The organism is Pseudomonas sp. LBUM1673 (genome assembly GCF_059695645.1).
Map to the genome: position 1 here is coordinate 1,970,008 of NZ_CP166780.1, position 19,762 is coordinate 1,989,769.

The following is a 19,762-nucleotide window of genomic DNA, read 5'->3' on the forward strand; positions in this document are numbered from 1 at the left end:
TGTGGGATGCGCGATCGACTGTTGGCTGCGGAGAAGGTGAAGGCCATCGATTGGCGTGATGGCGCCCTATACCTGCTGGATCAACGTATTTTGCCGTTCGAGGAAACCTGGATTGCCTACACCAGCGCTGCGGGTGTGGCCGAAGCCATTCGCTCGATGGTGGTGCGCGGCGCGCCAGCGATTGGCATCAGTGCGGCGTATGCCATGGTGCTGTCAGCCCGCGTCCGAATTGCCGAGGGCGGTGACTGGCAGGCAGCGTGGGAGGAGGATTACGCGTTACTGGCCGATTCCCGTCCAACAGCGGTTAATCTGTTCTGGGCCTTGAGTCGCATGCGTGATCGCCTGGACCGCCTCAAGGACGACGCAGACCCTCTGGCGGCGCTGGAGGCGGAGGCCATCGCCATTCATGAAAGTGATCGCGAAGCCAACCTGACCATGGCCCAATTGGGTGTGGACCTGATCCGCAAGCATCAGGGCAACGCCCAGGCGATCCTCACGCACTGCAACACCGGCGCACTGGCCACCGGCGGCTTCGGCACGGCGCTGGGGGTGATTCGCGGGGCTTTCATCGAGGGTATGGTCGAGCGTGTCTACGCCGACGAAACCCGGCCATGGCTGCAAGGTTCGCGATTGACCGCATGGGAATTGGCCAATGAAGGCATTCCGGTGACCCTCAATGCCGATTCCGCCGCCGCGCACATCATGAAAACCAAGGGTGTGACCTGGGTGATCGTCGGCGCCGACCGCATCACCGCCAATGGCGATGTGGCGAACAAGATCGGCACCTATCAGCTGGCGGTCAACGCCATGCACCACGGTGTGCGCTTCATGGTGGTGGCGCCGAGTTCGACCATCGACATGAACCTGGCCAGTGGCGATGAAATTCCCATCGAAGAGCGCGATGGCCGTGAATTGCTGGAAGTAGGCGGCAAACGGGTGGGGGCGGAGGTGGAAGCGTTCAACCCGGTGTTCGACGTGACCCCGGCCGACCTGATCGATGCGATCGTCACTGAAAAAGGCATCGTCGAACGGCCGGATACGGCGAAAATGGCGCAGTTGATGTGCCGTAAGCGTCTGCATTGAAGATATCTGGCGCCTGATCGATCGCTATCGCGGGCAAGCCCGCTCCCACAGGTTTTGTGAGTGCTACAGAACCCTGTGGGAGCGGGCTTGCCCGCGATTAGGTCCTGAAAATCAATGAAGCAAGCCGAATCAGCCCTGAATTCTCCATTCAACACGGCTCTAAGCCCCTCTCGTCCCCTTTAAGCCTGTCACCGGTCAACTAACTATGCTCCATGCGCATCTGGGGGATAGGTGCGTGGCGGCTCTTGTGATAACATCCGGCGGTTTCCAGGGTAGCCTGATGTGGCTGCCTTTACTGCGCAGATCCATGGCATAACTCGTTGATTTGTCGTAAGTCGGTGCATGGCACTCAGTCTGCATCGGCGAGCTTCGTTCGTCCCATATGGATGTGACGAAGTTTCACCAGAAAAAGGAATCAGGCTTCTCATGGGCGAACTGGCCAAAGAAATCCTCCCGGTCAATATCGAAGACGAGCTGAAGCAGTCCTACCTCGACTACGCGATGAGCGTAATTGTCGGGCGGGCACTGCCGGATGCGCGCGATGGCTTGAAGCCCGTGCACCGGCGTGTGCTGTTCGCGATGAGCGAGCTGGGCAACGACTTCAACAAGCCGTACAAGAAATCTGCCCGTGTTGTCGGTGATGTGATCGGTAAGTATCACCCTCACGGTGATACCGCGGTGTACGACACCATCGTTCGGATGGCGCAGCCATTCTCGCTGCGTTACCTGTTGGTAGACGGTCAGGGCAACTTCGGTTCGGTGGACGGCGACAACGCCGCGGCCATGCGATACACCGAAGTGCGCATGACCAAGCTGGCGCACGAGCTGCTGGCTGACCTGCATAAAGAAACCGTGGACTGGGTGCCGAACTACGACGGCACCGAAATGATCCCGGCGGTCATGCCGACCCGCATTCCCAACCTGCTGGTCAACGGCTCCAGCGGTATCGCCGTGGGCATGGCGACCAACATCCCGCCGCACAACCTCGGTGAAGTCATCGACGGTTGCCTGGCACTTATCGACAACCCGGAACTGACCGTCGATGAGCTGATGCAATACATCCCTGGTCCGGACTTCCCGACCGCCGCGATCATCAACGGTCGCGCCGGCATCATCGAAGCCTACCGCACCGGTCGCGGGCGCATTTACATGCGCGCCCGCTCGATGATCGAAGACATCGACAAGGTCGGTGGTCGTCAGCAGATCGTCATCACCGAACTCCCTTACCAGCTGAACAAGGCACGTCTGATCGAGAAGATCGCCGAGCTGGTCAAAGAGAAGAAGCTCGAAGGCATCACCGAGCTGCGTGACGAGTCCGACAAGGACGGTATGCGCGTCGTAATCGAACTGCGTCGCGGCGAAGTGCCTGAGGTGATCCTCAACAACCTCTACGCCCAGACCCAGCTGCAAGCGGTGTTCGGTATCAACATCGTCGCGCTGATCGACGGCCGTCCGCGGATCCTGAACCTCAAGGACCTGCTGGAAGCTTTCGTTCGTCACCGTCGCGAAGTGGTGACCCGCCGTACCGTGTTTGAGCTGCGTAAAGCGCGCGAGCGTGGCCACATTCTGGAAGGTCAAGCGGTTGCCCTGTCGAACATCGACCCGGTCATCGCCCTGATCAAGGCCTCGCCAACGCCATCGGAAGCCAAGGAAGCGCTGATCAGCACGGCCTGGGAATCTTCCGCCGTGGTCGCGATGGTTGAACGTGCCGGCGCCGACTCTTGCCGTCCAGAGACCCTGGACCCGCAATACGGTCTGCGCGACGGCAAGTACTTCCTGTCACCGGAACAGGCGCAAGCCATTCTGGAACTGCGTCTGCACCGTCTGACCGGTCTGGAGCACGAAAAGCTGCTGGCCGAGTATCAAGAGATCCTCAACCAGATCGGCGAGCTGATCCGCATCCTCAACAGCGCCACGCGCCTGATGGAAGTGATCCGCGAAGAGCTGGAAGTGATCCGCGCCGAGTACGGCGATGTGCGTCGCACCGAGATTCTCGATGCCCGTCTCGACCTGACCCTGGGCGACATGATCCCGGAAGAAGAGCGCGTCGTGACCATTTCCCACGGTGGCTACGCCAAGACCCAACCGTTGGCTGCGTACCAGGCTCAGCGTCGTGGCGGTAAAGGCAAGTCGGCCACCGGCGTCAAGGATGAGGACTACATCGCTCACCTGCTGGTCGCCAACAGCCATACCACGCTGCTGCTGTTCTCCAGCAAAGGTAAAGTGTACTGGCTGAAAACCTACGAAATTCCGGAAGCGTCCCGCGCGGCCCGTGGTCGTCCGCTGGTCAACCTGCTGCCGCTGGACAGTGATGAATACATCACCACCATGCTGCCGGTCGAGGAATACACCGAAGGTCACTTCATCTTCATGGCCACTGCTAAAGGCACCGTGAAGAAGACCCCGCTGGAATCCTTCAGTCGTCAACGCAGCGTGGGTCTGATCGCGCTGGAGCTGGATGAAGGTGACGTACTGATCTCTGCCGCCATTACCGATGGCGAGCGTGAAGTCATGCTGTTCTCTGACGGTGGCAAGGTCACTCGCTTCAAGGAAACCGACGTTCGCGCCATGGGCCGTACCGCTCGCGGTGTCCGCGGTATGCGTCTGCCGGAAGGCCAGAAGCTGATTTCCATGCTGATCCCGGAAGAAGGCAGCCAGATCCTCACCGCTTCGGCGCGTGGTTTCGGCAAGCGCACCGCGATCACCGAGTTCCCTGAGTACAAACGTGGCGGTCAGGGCGTTATCGCCATGGTCAGCAACGACCGTAACGGCCGTCTGGTCGGCGCGGTTCAGGTGCTCGATGGCGAGGAAATCATGCTGATTTCCGACCAGGGTACTTTGGTTCGTACCCGTGTCGACGAAGTGTCCAGCCTGGGTCGTAACACTCAGGGCGTGACCCTGATCAAGCTGGCCAGCGATGAAACGCTGGTGGGCCTGGAGCGGGTTCAAGAGCCATCGGAAGTCGAAGGCGAAGAGCTGGAAGGCGAAGGTCTTGAAGGTGAAGAGGGTGCAGTATTCGACGGTGAAGTCGTGATCGACGACGTTGCCGAAGACCAGCAACTCGACGCCGCCGCTGACGAAGAACCGCAGGAGTAAGCGGGCAAGCAGGGGGCGGATGAAGATTCGCCCCCTTGTTATTTGTCCCTTGAGAATATTTCGACACCCACGAAGATCAAAATGTGGGAGCGGGCTTATGTGGCGAGGGGGCTTGCCCCCGTTGGGGTGCGAAGCGCCCCTGAAACCAGTCGCCGCCATCTTGCATTAGAACGCGGTGACCGGTTTGCGATTGCTTCGCAATCGAACGGGGGCAAGCCCCCTCGCCACAGGCAAGCCCGCTCCCACATGAGTTCCGTGTCGATTGATGTTGTGATTTATTGCGTGATACCACCAAATCAGAGCGAGATTGGATGTGAGCAAGAGAGCCTATAACTTCTGTGCCGGTCCTGCGGCGCTTCCCGAAGCTGTCCTGAAGCGCGCCCAGGGTGAACTCCTTGATTGGCACGGCAAGGGCCTGTCGGTCATGGAAATGAGCCATCGCAGCGATGAGTTCGTGTCCATTGCCACCAAGGCCGAGCAGGATCTGCGTGATCTGCTGAATATCCCCTCGAACTATAAAGTGCTGTTTCTGCAAGGTGGCGCCAGCCAGCAATTTGCTCAGATTCCTCTGAACCTGTTGCCGGAAAGCGGCACCGCCGACTATATCGACACCGGTATCTGGTCGCAGAAAGCTATCGAAGAAGCCTCGCGCTACGGCCACGTCAACGTTGCCGCGACCGCCAAGCCTTACGACTATTTCGCTATTCCCGGTCAGAACGAATGGAGCCTGTCGAAAGATGCGGCCTACGTTCACTACGCACCGAACGAAACCATTGGCGGCCTGGAATTTCAGTGGATCCCGGAAACCGGTGATGTACCGCTGGTCGCCGACATGTCCTCGGACATTCTCTCGCGTCCGGTGGATGTTTCGCGCTTCGGCATGATCTACGCCGGCGCCCAGAAAAACATCGGCCCGAGCGGCGTCGTCGTGAGCATCATTCGCGAAGACCTGCTGGGTCACGCCCGCTCCATTTGCCCGACCATGCTCAACTACAAGGTCGCGGCCGATAACGGCTCGATGTACAACACCCCGCCAACCCTGGCCTGGTACTTGTCCGGTCTGGTGTTCGAGTGGCTGAAAGAGCAGGGTGGTGTCGAAGCCATCGGCAAGCTCAATGAAGTGAAGCAGCGCACGCTGTATGACTTCATCGACGCCAGTGGCTTGTACAGCAACCCGATCAACAAGTCGGACCGCTCGTGGATGAACGTGCCGTTCCGTCTGGCCGATGATCGTCTCGACAAGCCGTTCCTGGCCGGTGCCGACGAACGTGGCCTGCTGAACCTCAAGGGCCACCGTTCCGTGGGCGGCATGCGTGCCTCCATCTATAACGCCGTCGATATCGTTGCGGTCAACGCACTGATTTCGTACATGGCAGAGTTCGAGAAGGAACACGGTTAATGTCTGAGCAAGAACTCAAGGCACTGCGCCTGCGCATTGACGCTCTGGACGAAAAAGTCCTGGAGCTGATCAGTGAGCGCGCACGCTGCGCCCAGGAAGTTGCGCGAGTAAAGATGGCCTCGCTGGCCGAAGGCGAAGTGCCGGTGTTCTATCGTCCCGAGCGTGAAGCTCAGGTGCTCAAACGCGTGATGGAGCGTAACCAGGGGCCGCTGGGCAACGAAGAGATGGCGCGGCTGTTCCGCGAAATCATGTCCTCGTGCCTGGCCCTCGAGCAGCCGCTGAAAGTGGCTTACCTCGGCCCTGAAGGCACCTTCACCCAGGCCGCGGCCATGAAACACTTCGGTCACGCGGTGATCAGCAAGCCGATGGCGGCGATCGATGAGGTGTTCCGTGAAGTCGCGGCCGGTGCGGTGAATTTTGGCGTGGTCCCGGTGGAAAACTCCACCGAAGGCGCGGTCAACCACACCCTCGACAGCTTCCTCGAGCACGACATGGTGATCTGTGGCGAAGTCGAGCTGCGCATTCACCATCACCTGTTGGTCGGTGAAAACACCAAGACCGACAGCATCAGCCGTATCTATTCCCACGCCCAGTCCCTGGCCCAGTGCCGCAAGTGGCTGGACGCCCATTACCCGAATGTCGAGCGCGTGGCGGTTTCGAGCAACGCCGAAGCGGCCAAGCGGGTCAAGGGTGAGTGGAACTCGGCGGCGATTGCCGGCGACATGGCGGCAGGCTTGTACGGGTTGACCCGTCTGGCCGAGAAAATCGAGGATCGCCCGGACAACTCCACGCGATTCCTGATGATCGGCAGTCAGGAAGTGCCGCCGACCGGCGACGACAAGACCTCGATCATCGTGTCCATGAGCAACAAACCCGGCGCGCTCCACGAGTTGCTGGTGCCGTTCCATGACAACGGCATCGACCTGACACGGATCGAGACCCGTCCGTCGCGCAGCGGTAAATGGACCTACGTGTTCTTCATCGACTTCGTCGGCCACCACCGCGACCCGCTGGTCAAGGGCGTGCTGGAAAAGATCAGTCAGGAAGCAGTGGCACTCAAAGTGCTGGGTTCCTACCCGAAAGCAGTTCTCTAAGGGCGGTAGCAAATGAGTGGCAACTTCCTCGCTCTGGCACAGCCGGGCGTGCAACAACTTTCGCCTTACGTTCCGGGCAAGCCCGTGGACGAACTGGCCCGTGAGCTGAACCTCGATCCGGCCAATATCGTCAAACTGGCGAGCAACGAAAACCCGTTGGGCGCTAGCCCCAAGGCGTTGACAGCGATTCACGAAGCGCTGGTCGAGCTGACCCGCTATCCGGACGGCAACGGTTTTGCGCTCAAGACCCTGCTGGCCGATCAGTGCCGTGTCGACCTGAACCAGGTGACACTGGGCAATGGCTCCAACGACATTCTGGAGTTGGTGGCGCGCGCCTATCTGGCCCCGGGCCTGAACGCGGTGTTCAGCGCTCATGCGTTTGCGGTCTACCCGATCGTGACTCAGGCCGTTGGTGCTCAGGCGAAAGTGATCCCGGCCAAAGGCTGGGGGCATGATCTGTCGGCCATGCTGGCTGCGATCGATGCCGACACCCGCGTGGTGTTCATCGCCAACCCGAACAACCCGACCGGGACCTGGTTCGACGCCCAAGCGCTGGATGAATTCCTGCAGGACGTACCGGCCCATGTGCTGGTGGTGCTGGACGAGGCCTACATCGAATACGCCGAAGGCAGCGACTTGCCGGATGGCCTGGACTATCTGGCGGCCTATCCGAATCTGCTGGTTTCGCGCACCTTCTCCAAGGCCTATGGTCTGGCGTCGCTGCGGGTCGGCTATGGTTTGTCTTCGGCCATCGTCGCCGATGTGCTGAATCGCGTGCGTCAGCCGTTCAACGTCAACAGCCTCGCACTGGCCGCCGCCTGTGCTGCGCTGCAAGACGTCGAGTACCTGGCCGAAAGCCGTCGCTTGAACGAGTCCGGCATGCAACAGCTGCAAGCGGGTTTCCGTGAGCTGGGGCTGAGCTGGATTCCATCCAAAGGCAATTTCATCTGTGTCGATCTGGGTCGTATTGCTGCCCCGGTGTTCGAGGGGTTGCTGCGCGAAGGCGTGATCGTGCGCCCGGTGGCCAACTACGGCATGCCGAACCACCTGCGTATCACCATCGGTTTGCCGGCAGAAAACAGCCGCTTCCTCGAGGCGCTGACCAAGGTTATGGCCCGTGGTTGATGTCACTGCACTGCAATCTGCGCAACCTATGATCGGTCGCCTGGTGGTGGTCGGTCTGGGCTTGATCGGCGGTTCGTTTGCCAAAGGCTTGCGTGAAAGCGGTCTGTGCCGCGAAGTGGTCGGGGTCGATCTCGACCCGCAGTCGCGCAAGCTGGCGGTCGAGTTGGGCGTGGTGGATCGCTGCGAAGAAGACCTGGCGGCGGCTTGCCAGGGCGCTGACGTGATTCAGCTGGCGGTGCCGATCCTGGCCATGGAGAAATTGCTCGCGCTGTTGGCGGGCATGGACCTGGGGCAAGCGATTCTGACCGACGTCGGCAGCGCCAAGGGCAATGTGGTGCGCGCGGCGACCGAGGCGTTTGGCGGCATGCCGGCGCGTTTCGTGCCGGGGCATCCGATTGCCGGTTCCGAGCAGAGCGGGGTGGAAGCCTCCAATGCCGAACTGTTCCGTCGCCATAAAGTGATTCTGACGCCGCTGGATCAGACCGACCCGGCCGCATTGGCAGTGGTTGACCGGTTGTGGCGTGAATTGGGCGCCGATGTCGAGCACATGCAGGTCGAGCGCCACGACGAAGTGTTGGCGGCGACCAGCCATTTGCCGCACTTGCTGGCGTTCGGTTTGGTCGATTCGTTGGCCAAACGCAATGAAAATCTTGAGATCTTCCGTTACGCTGCGGGCGGTTTCCGCGATTTCACAAGAATCGCCGGTAGCGACCCGGTCATGTGGCACGACATCTTCCTCGCCAACCGCGAAGCTGTCCTGCGCACACTCGATACATTTCGCAGCGACCTCGACGCCTTGCGCGACGCGGTCGATGCAGGGGATGGGCACCAATTGTTGGGCGTGTTCACGCGCGCCCGGGTTGCCCGCGAGCATTTCAGTAAAATCCTGGCCCGCCGGGCCTATGTGGACGCTATGAATTCCAACGATCTGATTTTCCTGGCACAACCTGGTGGCCGCCTGACTGGGCGGATTCGTGTACCGGGCGACAAATCGATTTCCCACCGTTCGATCATGCTCGGTTCCCTGGCCGAAGGCGTTACCGAAGTGGAGGGTTTCCTCGAAGGCGAAGACGCCCTGGCGACCCTGCAAGCTTTCCGCGACATGGGCGTCGTCATCGAAGGTCCGCACCACGGTCGTGTGACCATTCATGGCGTCGGCCTGCATGGCCTGAAGCCAGCGCCGGGCCCGATCTATCTGGGCAACTCCGGCACTTCGATGCGTCTGCTGTCTGGCCTGTTGGCTGCGCAGAACTTCGACAGTACGCTGACCGGCGACGCTTCGCTGTCCAAGCGTCCAATGAATCGCGTGGCCAATCCACTGCGTGAAATGGGCGCCGTGATCGAGACCGCCGCCGAAGGTCGTCCACCGATGACCATTCGTGGCGGCAACAAGCTCAAGGGTCTGACTTACACCATGCCGATGGCCAGCGCCCAGGTTAAATCCTGCTTGCTGCTGGCGGGTCTGTACGCCGAAGGCAAGACCACTGTCACCGAGCCGGCACCGACTCGCGACCACACCGAGCGCATGCTGCGCGGCTTCGGCTACCCGGTGACCGTCAACGGCGCGACCGCATCGGTGGAGTCTGGCCACAAGTTGACCGCGACCCACATTGAAGTGCCGGGCGATATCTCGTCGTCAGCGTTCTTCCTGGTGGCAGCATCGATCGCTGAAGGCTCCGAGCTGGTGCTCGAGCACGTCGGCATCAACCCGACCCGTACCGGCGTGATCGACATCCTGCGCCTGATGGGCGCTGACATCACCCTGGAAAACCAGCGTGAAGTCGGCGGTGAACCGGTAGCGGATCTGCGTGTACGGGCAGCTAAACTCAAAGGTATCGAGATCCCTGAGGCGCTGGTTCCGCTGGCGATCGACGAGTTCCCGGTGCTGTTCGTGGCTGCTGCATGTGCCGAAGGGCGCACGGTGCTGCGTGGTGCCGAAGAACTGCGCGTGAAGGAGTCGGACCGAATCCAGGTCATGGCGGACGGTCTGCTGGCGCTGGGCGTCAAGTGCGAGCCAACTCCGGACGGTCTCATCATCGACGGTGGCCAGATCGGCGGCGGCGAAGTGCACGGTCACGGCGATCATCGGATTGCCATGGCCTTCAGCGTGGCTTCGCTGCGCGCCACCGCACCGATCCGCATCCATGATTGCGCCAACGTCGCGACCTCGTTCCCGAACTTCCTCGCGCTGTGCGCGCAGGTCGGTATTCGTGTTGCACAAGAGGCTCAGTCGTGAACAGCATCGCACCGGTCATCACCATTGATGGGCCAAGCGGCTCCGGCAAGGGTACTGTCGCCGGCATGCTGGCCAAACGCCTGGGCTGGAATCTGCTGGATTCCGGTGCGCTTTATCGATTGCTGGCTTTCGCGGCGCATAACCATGGCGTCGATCTGACGAATGAGGAATTGCTCAAGAAGCTCGCCGCTCATCTGGATGTGCAGTTCATCGCGGCGACCGACGGTCAGCTGCAGCGCATCATTCTGGAAGGTGATGAAGTCAGCGATGTCATTCGTACCGAAAGTATCGGCTCGGGTGCCTCGCAGGTCGCCGCGTTGCCCGCAGTTCGTGAGGCGTTGCTGCAGCGCCAGCGGGCCTTTCAGGAGTCGCCGGGTCTGGTGGCCGATGGTCGTGACATGGGCACGGTGGTATTTCCCGACGCGCCATTGAAGATTTTCCTCACTGCCAGTGCCGAGGAGCGTGCGCGCCGACGTTACTTGCAGTTGAAGGGCAAAGTCGATGGTGTTAGTCTGTCGAGTCTGCTAGATGAGATACGTGCGCGCGATGAGCGTGACACCCAGCGAGCGGTAGCCCCGCTCAAGCCGGCGGCTGACGCCATACAGCTGGATTCCACGGAATTGTCCATCGACCAGGTGCTGGAACGCATCATGAGCGAGATCGCCATTCGCGATATCGCCGGGTGACCAAGAAACGACCCAGGGGACCAGTCATAGTCCTGCGTTGTTTCTTTAAATGAACGTAACCCACATCGTCTGGGATGTGGAGATGGGCGTATCCTTCGCCCTTATTCAACAGGAATTAAAATGAGCGAAAGCTTTGCGGAACTCTTTGAAGAAAGCCTAAAAACCCTGAACCTTCAGGCAGGCTCCATCATCACCGGTGTTATCGTTGATATCGATTACCAAGCTCGCTGGGTAACCGTTCACGCTGGCCTGAAGTCTGAAGCACTCATCCCGCTTGAGCAGTTCTACAACGATGCTGGCGATCTGACTATCAATGTCGGTGACGAAGTTCACGTTGCGCTGGACTCGGTTGAAGACGGCTTTGGTGAAACCAAGCTGTCCCGTGAAAAAGCCAAGCGCGCTGAATGCTGGATTGTTCTGGAAGCAGCCTTCGCAGCCGAAGAAGTGGTCAAGGGCGTTATCAACGGTAAGGTTAAAGGCGGCTTCACTGTCGACGTTAACGGCATCCGTGCGTTCCTGCCAGGTTCTCTGGTTGACGTCCGTCCAGTGCGCGACACCACGCACCTGGAAGGCAAAGAGCTGGAATTCAAGGTCATCAAACTCGACCAGAAACGCAACAACGTTGTCGTTTCCCGTCGCAGCGTCCTCGAAGCCGAGAACTCCGCCGAGCGTGAAGCTCTGCTGGAATCCCTGCAGGAAGGCCAACAAGTCAAAGGTATCGTCAAGAACCTCACCGATTACGGCGCATTCGTCGATCTGGGTGGCGTCGATGGCCTGCTGCACATTACCGACATGGCTTGGAAGCGTATCAAGCATCCTTCCGAAATCGTCAACGTTGGCGACGAGATCGATGTCAAGGTTCTGAAGTACGATCGCGAGCGCAATCGTGTTTCCCTGGGCCTCAAGCAACTGGGCGAAGATCCATGGGTTGCTATCAAAGCCCGTTACCCAGAAAGCACTCGCGTTACCGCTCGTGTAACCAACCTGACCGACTACGGCTGCTTCGCTGAGCTGGAAGAAGGCGTTGAAGGCCTGGTACACGTTTCCGAAATGGACTGGACCAACAAGAACATCCACCCTTCGAAAGTCGTACAAGTCGGCGACGAAGTGGAAGTCATGGTTCTGGACATCGACGAAGAGCGTCGTCGTATCTCCCTCGGCATCAAACAGTGCAAATCCAACCCATGGGAAGATTTCTCTGGCCAGTTCAACAAGGGCGATAAAATCTCCGGCACCATCAAGTCGATCACCGATTTCGGTATCTTCATTGGTCTGGACGGCGGCATCGACGGTCTGGTTCACCTGTCCGATATCTCCTGGAACGAAGTGGGCGAAGAAGCCGTTCGCCGCTTCAAGAAGGGTGACGAGCTGGACACCGTTATCCTGTCGGTTGACCCAGAGCGCGAGCGCATCTCCCTGGGTATCAAGCAACTGGAAAGCGATCCGTTCTCCGAGTACGTTCAAGAGAACGACAAAGGCGCCATCGTTAAAGGCATCGTGAAAGAAGTTGACGCCAAAGGCGCCATCATCACTCTGGCCGACGATATCGAAGCGACTCTGAAAGCCTCCGAAATCAGCCGTGACCGCGTTGAAGACGCGCGCAACGTTCTGAAAGAAGGCGAAGAAGTAGAAGCCAAGATCATCAGCGTTGACCGCAAGAGCCGCGTAATCCAGCTCTCGATCAAGTCGAAAGACGTTGAAGACGAGAAAGAAGCCATCCAGAGCTTGAAAGACAAGCCTTCGGATAGCATCGCTGCTGGTCCTACCACTCTGGGCGACCTGTTGCGTGCACAAATGGAAAAACAGAACTAAGTTCTGTCAGACCATAGAAAAAGGGCGACTTCGGTCGCCCTTTTTTGTGTCTGCGATTTGGTGAATGCCAAGCGTGATGACGTCGCCATTGCTTTCGTGAAACCAATGATCTGCATGAGCTGTCTGTTTCTTTATACGGGGCAATCGTCTATTCAAGGCTAGGCTTAGTCTGAAGTGAACGACCGCCGGGCAGTGCGCTCGGCATAAGGAAGTGAATGAACAAGCTCATTGTCGTGATAGCAGTACTGACATTGGTGGGCTGTACAACCAGCGCCAAGACTCATGCGGTGCGCGGAGTCAGTGGCATAGAAATCGATTGCTCAGGATTGGGCTCGGGATGGGAGAGGTGCCACAAGCGAGCTGCCAGGGAGTGCAAGGGCGCAGGCTATAAAGTCGTCGTAAGGTCTGATGACGCGAAGGAAGAAGACGAATTCCCTTTCGGCTTCAATCCGGCGGGTTATCTGACGCGCACCATGTTGGTTATCTGTAGATGAATGTAGGGGTTGAGCAATGTTCCGGTGCTCTGAAATCGGGCATCTCATTGCCGGGAAAGATATGTCAAGAACTCGGGCTGTTCAAATTCCTCCGGGCATGCTAAAACCTTTGAAGCGCTGATCTAGCTGCTTGAAAAAGAAGGGAAAAATATGACGAAGTCGGAGTTGATCGAACGAATTGTCACCCATCAAGGGCTGCTCTCATCCAAGGATGTGGAGCTGGCCATCAAGACCATGCTTGAGCAAATGTCCCAATGTCTGGCCACCGGTGATCGAATCGAGATCCGTGGTTTTGGCAGCTTCTCCCTGCACTATCGCGCGCCGCGCGTAGGTCGCAATCCGAAAACCGGTCAGTCCGTCAGCCTTGACGGCAAATTCGTTCCGCATTTCAAGCCAGGCAAAGAACTGCGCGATCGTGTGAACGAGGAAGAGGAGGAGGGGCTTTGACAGCTGCTGCACTTCAAGGAACCGCTGATGCGTAACCTCAAGCGCGTACTTCTCGCTGTATTTGTCCTGTTGCTCGTTCTGGCGATTCTGGCGTTCGTTCTGGAGAACCAGCAAGGCGTGTCATTGCTGTTCCTGGGTTGGGCGGGCCCTCAGTTGCCAGTGTCGCTGATCATGGTGATTGTGCTGTTGGTCGGCATGGTGATCGGGCCGATTCTGGGCTGGTTTCTGGGACGCACGTCCAGAGCCTCACGCAAGCGCCTTGTCTGATTGCGATAAACCCGTTGTACGCGTTGAATTTGCGTCACAGCTTGTCCATATCCATTAGTAAAACCTTCATTAAGCTGTAAAATGCTGCGGTTGGCCGATAGGGGCAATTCCCTCATCGGCTCAGGCTGATTTTGTCAGAAGCCACGGCGAACTTGATGGCTTTTGCATTCATGGATTAGACAGTGCGCGGTTGGCGGCCCTGTCAGCAACTTAAGGGTATGGTTTCGCGTGAAAATTCTAGTAACCGGCGGCGCCGGGTTTATCGGCTCGGCAGTCATTCGTCATATCATCTCCAACACTAGCGACTCTGTCGTTAACGTCGATAAGCTGACTTATGCCGGTAACCTTGAGTCGCTGGCCGAAGTCAGCCAGAACTCGCGTTACGTATTTGAACGCGTCGACATATGCGACCGTGATCAAGTGGACCGTGTCCTGCGTGAACACCAACCGGATGCCATCATGCACCTGGCCGCAGAGTCCCACGTTGACCGCTCGATCTCCGGTCCGTCTGAATTCATCCAGACCAACATCATCGGTACTTACACTTTGCTGGAAGCTGCACGCCATTATTGGGCGGCACTGGATGATGCGCGTAAAGCCAACTTCCGCTTCCATCATATTTCCACCGACGAAGTCTACGGAGACCTCGAAGGTCCGGAAGATCTCTTCACCGAAACCACGCCGTATCAACCAAGTTCGCCGTATTCGGCCAGCAAGGCCAGTTCCGATCACCTGGTTCGCGCCTGGAGCCGTACTTACGGCCTGCCGACCCTGGTTACCAACTGCTCGAACAACTACGGTCCGTGCCATTTCCCTGAGAAGTTGATCCCGCTGATCATTCTCAACGCACTGGAAGGCAAGCCGCTGCCGGTCTACGGTAAAGGCAATCAGGTCCGTGACTGGCTCTACGTCGAAGACCACGCCCGCGCGCTCTACAAAGTCGTGACTGAAGGCGTGATCGGCGAGACTTACAACATCGGCGGCCATAACGAGAAGCAAAACATCGAAGTGGTGCATACCCTGTGCGCACTGCTCGACGAACTGCGTCCAGACTCCGCTCATCGCCCACATGCCAGCCTGATCACCTACGTTCAGGATCGTCCGGGCCACGACCAGCGTTACGCAATCGACGCCAGCAAAATCCAGCGCGAGCTGGGTTGGACGCCGGAAGAAACCTTTGACACCGGTATCCGCAAGACTGTCGAGTGGTATCTCAACAACACTGAGTGGGTGGCTCACGTGAAGAGCGGTAGCTACCAGCAATGGATCGACCAGAACTACACGGATCGGTCGGACAAAGCATGAAAATTCTCCTGTTGGGAAAAAACGGCCAGGTGGGTTGGGAGCTGCAACGCTCCCTTGCGCCGCTTGGCGAGTTGATCGCCCTGGACCGTCACTCGGTTGATGGTTTGAGTGGCGACCTGTCTGACCTCGATGCACTGCGTGCCACGATCCGTCAGGTCAAGCCCGATGTCATCGTCAACGCAGCGGCCTACACCGCCGTCGATAAAGCTGAATCCGAGACTGAGCTGGCCGACCGCGTGAATGGCCAGGCGAGTCAGGTCATGGCTGAAGAGGCTGCATTCCTGGGTGCCTGGCTGATTCATTACTCGACCGACTACGTGTTCAGTGGTGAAGGCCTGAAGCCATGGCAAGAGACAGATGCCGTCGCCCCGGTGAATCACTACGGCGCCAGCAAACTGGCCGGCGAGCAAGCGATTACCGCCTCGGGCTGCAAGCACCTGATCTTCCGCACCAGTTGGGTCTATGGCGCGCGTGGCAACAACTTTGCCAAGACCATGCTGCGCCTGGCCAAGGACCGCGAGACCTTGAGCGTCATCGCCGACCAGATCGGAGCCCCGACCGGCGCAGATTTGATTGCCGACGTGACGGCATTGGCCATTCAGCAAGTCTTGCAGCGTCCTGAACTGGCGGGCCTGTATCACCTGGCGGCCGCTGGTGAAGTGTCCTGGCATGGCTATGCCAGTCATGTGATCGGTTTTGCCAAGGCCAGCGGTGAAGAGCTTGCCGTCACGGCGATCAATCCGATAGACACAACTGCCTACCCAACGCCGGCGCGCCGCCCTCTGAATTCCCGGTTGAATACTCAGAAGCTGCGCGACAATTTTTCTCTACACTTGCCGGATTGGCAAAGTGGTGTCACCCGAATGCTTATGGAAGTTCTGAATAAATGACCACGACAAATCGTAAAGGCATCATCCTCGCTGGTGGCTCGGGCACGCGTCTGCACCCGTTGACCCTCGGCGTGTCCAAGCAGATGCTGCCGATCTACGACAAGCCGATGATCTTCTATCCGCTGTCGGTGCTGATGCTCGCCGGTATGCGCGAAATCCTGATTATCTCCACCCCTGAAGACCTGCCATGCTTTCGCAAGTTGCTGGGTGATGGCAGTCTGTACGGCATCAAGCTGACTTATGCCGAGCAGCCTAGCCCGGATGGCTTGGCGCAAGCCTTCATCATTGGCGAAGAGTTCATCGGCAAAGACCCTTGCTGCCTGATCCTGGGCGACAACATCTTTTATGGTCAGCACTTCTCGGACAACCTGCGCTCCGCCAGTACTCAGGAGCACGGCGCGACCGTATTCGGCTATCACGTGTCGGATCCGGAGCGTTTCGGTGTGGTCGAGTTCGACGCAGCCGGCCGTGCCTTGAGCATCGAGGAAAAGCCGCTGAACCCAAAATCCAGCTACGCGGTGACGGGTCTGTACTTCTACGACAACCAGGTCGTCGAAATCGCCAAGAACATCAAGCCATCCGAACGTGGCGAGCTGGAAATCACTGACGTTAACCGTGCCTACCTCGAGCAGAAGACCCTCAACGTCGAAATGCTCGGCCGTGGCTTCGCCTGGCTGGATACCGGCACCCATGATTCGTTGCTGGAAGCCAGTCACTTCGTGCACACCATTGAGCAGCGCCAAGGCCTGAAAGTGGCGTGCCTGGAAGAGATTGCCTACCACAATGGCTGGATTACTGCCGAGCAGCTGGGTACACAGGCCGATGCCCTGAAGAAGACGGGCTACGGTCAGTACCTGCAGAAACTGCTGGACTCGCCTTCCCACTGATTCGAAAGCTCAAACCTTTCGAACAGTAGCGATCAACCGGTCCAGTCAGGAATGGCATGCCAGTAAAACATCCCAAGGTTGCGGTTTTGCTGGCTGCCTACAATGGCATGCAGTGGATCGAAGAGCAGTTAGCCTCGATCCTCGGCCAGTCAGCTGTCGACGTAACCGTTCATATCAGTATCGACCCCTCCACCGATGGTACAGAGGCTTGGTGCGCGGCTTACGCCGCACAGCACCCAAGCGTTATCGTGCTGCCTGCTGCTGGCACCTTCGGTGGTGCTTCACGCAACTTCTTCAGGTTGATCCGCGATGTTGATTTGGATGAGTACGAGTTTGTCGCCTTTGCCGATCAGGACGACGTATGGCACATGGATAAGCTTCAGCGCGCGACCCGTGCGATTCAGGCCCGTAAAGTAGACGCCTACTCCAGCAACGTCACCGCTTTTTGGCCGAGCGGCAGGACACAATTGCTGGACAAGGCTCAACCTCAGGTCGCCTGGGATTTCTTGTTTGAAGCGGCTGGACCCGGTTGCACGTATGTGATGAGTCAGAAAATGGTGGTGCCTTTAAAGGCGTCCATGTTGGTTAATTGGGCTGACTTGCAAGGTGTCAGCTTGCATGACTGGTACTGCTACGCTTTTGCGCGCAGACATGGCTTCAAGTGGTTTATCGATCCGCAGCCGTCCATGCAATATCGTCAGCACGAGAGAAATCAGGTTGGGGCCAACACGGGCCTCAATCCGTTGATCGCGCGTTACAAGACGATTCATGACGGCTGGTGGTTCTCCCAGGTCCGGCTAATTGCGTGTCAGGTGGGGCTAGGTGCTGATCCTTTCGTTCGCAGCTGGCTACGTCTGGGGCGCAGGCAGCTATTGAGGCTCTCTTTAAGTGCCTGGAAATGTCGTCGACGCGCGCGGGATAAAGTTTTCTTCTTTTTGATTTGTTGGGTCACTGCATTGATCGGAAGTAAATCCAGATGAAAGGTCCGCGGGTTTTAGTGACGGGGGCGACAGGGTTTGTCGGCGAGGCCGTGGTCTTCAGGTTGTTGCTCGATAAGAAATTCACCCCCGTCGCCGCTGTTCGCGCAAGTACACGATTGAACGGTTTGTGTCGGGTCGTTCCGTTCGATCTCGATCTGCCGACTGGCCTGCCTGTGCTGGAGGGCGTTGCCGTCGTCATTCATTGTGCAGCCAGAGTGCACGTCATGAACGAAACGGCTGCGGACAGCCTCGCAGCGTTTCGTAAAGCCAATGTCGAGGGCACTGTCCGGCTTGCCAGGCGTGCGGCAGAGTCTGGCGTGAAACGTTTTATTTTTATCAGCTCGATCAAGGTGAATGGCGAAAGCACGGGCCGCAACATGCCGTTCAAGGCGACGGATTCGCCTGCGCCAATCGATCCTTATGGGGTGTCCAAGCACGAGGCAGAGATTGCGTTACGGCAAATCAGCCTGGAAACCGGGATGGAGGTTGTTGTTATCCGTCCGCCCCTCGTTTATGGGCCGGGTGTCAAAGCCAATTTCCTCAGCATGATGCGTTGGCTGGATCGCGGCGTGCCTTTGCCCTTGGGTGCCATTGATAATCAGCGCAGTCTGGTTGCGCTCGGAAATCTCACGGACTTGGTGGTCACCTGCATCGACAGTCCAGCCGCCGCCGGTCAGGTCTTTCTGGTCAGCGATGGCGAGGATCTTTCCACTACCCAGTTGCTGCGCCGTATGGCGCTTGCCTTGGGCAAGGTCGCGAGGCTGCTGCCAGTGCCGGCGGGGTTGTTGAGAGTGGTGGCCTCGATGATGGGCAAGTCAGGCGTTGTCGAGCGGCTGTGTGGTTCTTTGCAGGTGGATATCAGGCACACGCGTGAGGTGCTTGGGTGGCATCCGCCTGTCAGTACGGAAAGGGCTTTGCGTCAGGCGGCCGACCATTATCGGGATAAACAGACAAGATGATTTTTGCGCTATTGGTGGTGGTGTTTGCCGTTTCATGGGGGTTGACCCGGGTTTTGCGCCGGTATGCCTTGTCCCGAAGCCTGATGGATATTCCAAACGAGCGTAGTGCTCATACGGTTCCAACGCCACGCGGTGGTGGCGTATCAATCGTTGTCGCTTTTTTGCTCGCGCTCCCAGTCCTTTCGTTGTTGGGGGTGTTGCCCCTGTCTGCACTGATAGCGTTAGTTGGGTCGGGCGTTCTGGTGGCGGTGATTGGCTTCGCCGACGACCATGGTCATATCGCCGCGAGGTGGCGGTTGCTGGGGCACTTTATCGCCGCTGCCTGGGTGTTGTTCTGGCTCAATGGGCTCGCGCCCATTGCTTTGTTGGGTGTTTCGCTGGATCTGGGGTGGATCGGTTCCGTCCTCGGGGCGGTTTATCTGGTCTGGATGCTCAATCTCTATAACTTCATGGATGGCATCGATGGTTTGGCCAGTGTTGAAGCCATCACTGTGTGCCTGGGAATATGCCTGGTTTATGGGGTTGATGGCACGACTGAACTGGTATGGGCGCCGTTGATGCTGGTTGTGGCCGTTGCAGGCTTTCTGTGCTGGAATTTTCCACCTGCCCGGATTTTCATGGGGGATGCAGGGAGCGGTTTTCTCGGCATCATTCTCGGGGCAATGGCGCTTCAGGCGGCCTGGAGCAAGCCGGAGCTGATCTGGAGCTGGTTGATTCTGCTGGGGGTTTTTATTGTTGATGCGACATGGACACTCGTTCGGCGCCTGATCGGCGGAGATAAGGTGTATCAGGCCCATAGCAGTCATGCTTATCAGAAAGCGGCACGCCGCTGGGGTCATAAAAAGGTGACGATAAGTGTGGCTGTCATCAATGTTGTTTTTTTGCTGCCGCTCGCGATCCTGGTTGTGCTCGGTCATTTGAATGTCGTGGCGGGGATGTGTGTGGCGTATGCGCCACTTGTTTGTGCTGCCTATTTGTTAAAGGCGGGCAGGTCATAAGGTC

17 protein-coding genes are annotated in these 19,762 nt (G+C 58.3%); all 17 read left to right on the forward strand.

Annotated features, from left to right (window positions below):
• Positions 1–6 precede the first annotated feature (6 nt).
• The 17 genes from mtnA (at position 7) to ACA044_RS09085 (ending at position 19,758) form a co-directional block, all read left to right on the forward strand.
• On the forward strand, positions 7–1,083 hold the full coding sequence (gene mtnA, locus ACA044_RS09005) for an S-methyl-5-thioribose-1-phosphate isomerase (RefSeq protein WP_497446049.1): 1,077 nt from the start codon (positions 7–9) through the stop codon (positions 1,081–1,083).
• A gap of 426 nt (positions 1,084–1,509) precedes the next feature.
• Positions 1,510–4,179, forward strand: a complete 2,670-nt coding sequence (gyrA, locus tag ACA044_RS09010; RefSeq protein WP_497446050.1) for a DNA gyrase subunit A — start codon at positions 1,510–1,512, stop codon at positions 4,177–4,179.
• Between the two features lie 313 nt (positions 4,180–4,492).
• The gene (gene serC, locus ACA044_RS09015) at positions 4,493–5,578 is read left to right on the forward strand and encodes a 3-phosphoserine/phosphohydroxythreonine transaminase (protein WP_497446051.1); all 1,086 of its coding nucleotides are present in this window, start codon (positions 4,493–4,495) and stop codon (positions 5,576–5,578) included.
• Positions 5,578–6,672: a prephenate dehydratase gene (gene pheA / locus ACA044_RS09020; protein WP_007899727.1), complete on the forward strand. Its 1,095-nt coding sequence runs from the start codon at positions 5,578–5,580 to the stop codon at positions 6,670–6,672. The genes serC and pheA overlap by 1 nt, the downstream gene beginning before the upstream one ends.
• Positions 6,673–6,684: 12 nt before the next feature.
• Entirely contained in the window at positions 6,685–7,797 is a 1,113-nt protein-coding gene (gene hisC / locus ACA044_RS09025; protein WP_497446052.1) for a histidinol-phosphate transaminase, read from the forward strand.
• A 28-nt stretch (positions 7,798–7,825) separates the two neighbouring features.
• The gene (locus tag ACA044_RS09030) at positions 7,826–10,033 is read left to right on the forward strand and encodes a bifunctional prephenate dehydrogenase/3-phosphoshikimate 1-carboxyvinyltransferase (protein WP_237886295.1); all 2,208 of its coding nucleotides are present in this window, start codon (positions 7,826–7,828) and stop codon (positions 10,031–10,033) included.
• A complete protein-coding gene (cmk, locus tag ACA044_RS09035) occupies positions 10,030–10,719 on the forward strand; it encodes a (d)CMP kinase (protein ID WP_447793417.1) in 690 nt (229 codons plus the stop codon). Before ACA044_RS09030 ends, cmk begins: the two co-directional genes overlap by 4 nt.
• Before the next feature lie 120 nt (positions 10,720–10,839).
• Positions 10,840–12,531, forward strand: coding sequence for a 30S ribosomal protein S1 (rpsA, locus tag ACA044_RS09040; protein ID WP_258699691.1), 1,692 nt, complete (start codon positions 10,840–10,842; stop codon positions 12,529–12,531).
• A gap of 215 nt (positions 12,532–12,746) precedes the next feature.
• Entirely contained in the window at positions 12,747–13,025 is a 279-nt protein-coding gene (locus tag ACA044_RS09045; RefSeq protein WP_497446053.1) for a hypothetical protein, read from the forward strand.
• Positions 13,026–13,175: 150 nt separating this feature from the next.
• Positions 13,176–13,472, forward strand: a complete 297-nt coding sequence (gene ihfB, locus ACA044_RS09050) for an integration host factor subunit beta (protein WP_007899751.1) — start codon at positions 13,176–13,178, stop codon at positions 13,470–13,472.
• Between the two features lie 27 nt (positions 13,473–13,499).
• Entirely contained in the window at positions 13,500–13,739 is a 240-nt protein-coding gene (locus tag ACA044_RS09055; RefSeq protein WP_497446054.1) for a LapA family protein, read from the forward strand.
• Between the two features lie 228 nt (positions 13,740–13,967).
• Positions 13,968–15,044 carry a dTDP-glucose 4,6-dehydratase gene (gene rfbB / locus ACA044_RS09060; RefSeq protein ID WP_497446055.1) on the forward strand — a complete coding sequence of 359 codons (1,077 nt, stop codon included), beginning with the start codon at positions 13,968–13,970 and terminating at the stop codon, positions 15,042–15,044.
• Entirely contained in the window at positions 15,041–15,934 is an 894-nt protein-coding gene (gene rfbD, locus ACA044_RS09065; RefSeq protein ID WP_497446056.1) for a dTDP-4-dehydrorhamnose reductase, read from the forward strand. The genes rfbB and rfbD overlap by 4 nt, the downstream gene beginning before the upstream one ends.
• The gene (rfbA, locus tag ACA044_RS09070; protein WP_497446057.1) at positions 15,931–16,821 is read left to right on the forward strand and encodes a glucose-1-phosphate thymidylyltransferase RfbA; all 891 of its coding nucleotides are present in this window, start codon (positions 15,931–15,933) and stop codon (positions 16,819–16,821) included. The genes rfbD and rfbA overlap by 4 nt, the downstream gene beginning before the upstream one ends.
• Positions 16,822–16,877: 56 nt before the next feature.
• Complete coding sequence (locus ACA044_RS09075; RefSeq protein ID WP_497446058.1) at positions 16,878–17,801, forward strand: glycosyltransferase; 924 nt, start codon at positions 16,878–16,880, stop codon at positions 17,799–17,801.
• Entirely contained in the window at positions 17,798–18,760 is a 963-nt protein-coding gene (locus tag ACA044_RS09080) for a UDP-glucose 4-epimerase family protein (protein ID WP_497446059.1), read from the forward strand. Before ACA044_RS09075 ends, ACA044_RS09080 begins: the two co-directional genes overlap by 4 nt.
• Positions 18,757–19,758 (forward strand): MraY family glycosyltransferase, encoded by a 1,002-nt coding sequence (locus tag ACA044_RS09085; RefSeq protein ID WP_497446060.1) that lies wholly within the window; start codon positions 18,757–18,759, stop codon positions 19,756–19,758. Before ACA044_RS09080 ends, ACA044_RS09085 begins: the two co-directional genes overlap by 4 nt.
• Positions 19,759–19,762 lie beyond the last annotated feature (4 nt).

What these genes read in the sequence shown, in the direction of transcription:
- mtnA (WP_497446049.1), top strand. Translation starts at nt 7, where the DNA reads ATGCGCGATCGACTGTTGGCTGCGGAGAAGGTGAAGGCCATCGATTGG.
- gyrA (WP_497446050.1), top strand. Translation starts at nt 1,510, where the DNA reads ATGGGCGAACTGGCCAAAGAAATCCTCCCGGTCAATATCGAAGACGAG.
- pheA (WP_007899727.1), top strand. Translation starts at nt 5,578, where the DNA reads ATGTCTGAGCAAGAACTCAAGGCACTGCGCCTGCGCATTGACGCTCTG.
- hisC (WP_497446052.1), top strand. Translation starts at nt 6,685, where the DNA reads ATGAGTGGCAACTTCCTCGCTCTGGCACAGCCGGGCGTGCAACAACTT.
- ACA044_RS09030 (WP_237886295.1), top strand. Translation starts at nt 7,826, where the DNA reads ATGATCGGTCGCCTGGTGGTGGTCGGTCTGGGCTTGATCGGCGGTTCG.
- rpsA (WP_258699691.1), top strand. Translation starts at nt 10,840, where the DNA reads ATGAGCGAAAGCTTTGCGGAACTCTTTGAAGAAAGCCTAAAAACCCTG.
- ACA044_RS09045 (WP_497446053.1), top strand. Translation starts at nt 12,747, where the DNA reads ATGAACAAGCTCATTGTCGTGATAGCAGTACTGACATTGGTGGGCTGT.
- ihfB (WP_007899751.1), top strand. Translation starts at nt 13,176, where the DNA reads ATGACGAAGTCGGAGTTGATCGAACGAATTGTCACCCATCAAGGGCTG.
- ACA044_RS09055 (WP_497446054.1), top strand. Translation starts at nt 13,500, where the DNA reads ATGCGTAACCTCAAGCGCGTACTTCTCGCTGTATTTGTCCTGTTGCTC.
- rfbD (WP_497446056.1), top strand. Translation starts at nt 15,041, where the DNA reads ATGAAAATTCTCCTGTTGGGAAAAAACGGCCAGGTGGGTTGGGAGCTG.
- rfbA (WP_497446057.1), top strand. Translation starts at nt 15,931, where the DNA reads ATGACCACGACAAATCGTAAAGGCATCATCCTCGCTGGTGGCTCGGGC.
- ACA044_RS09075 (WP_497446058.1), top strand. Translation starts at nt 16,878, where the DNA reads ATGCCAGTAAAACATCCCAAGGTTGCGGTTTTGCTGGCTGCCTACAAT.
- ACA044_RS09080 (WP_497446059.1), top strand. Translation starts at nt 17,798, where the DNA reads ATGAAAGGTCCGCGGGTTTTAGTGACGGGGGCGACAGGGTTTGTCGGC.
- ACA044_RS09085 (WP_497446060.1), top strand. Translation starts at nt 18,757, where the DNA reads ATGATTTTTGCGCTATTGGTGGTGGTGTTTGCCGTTTCATGGGGGTTG.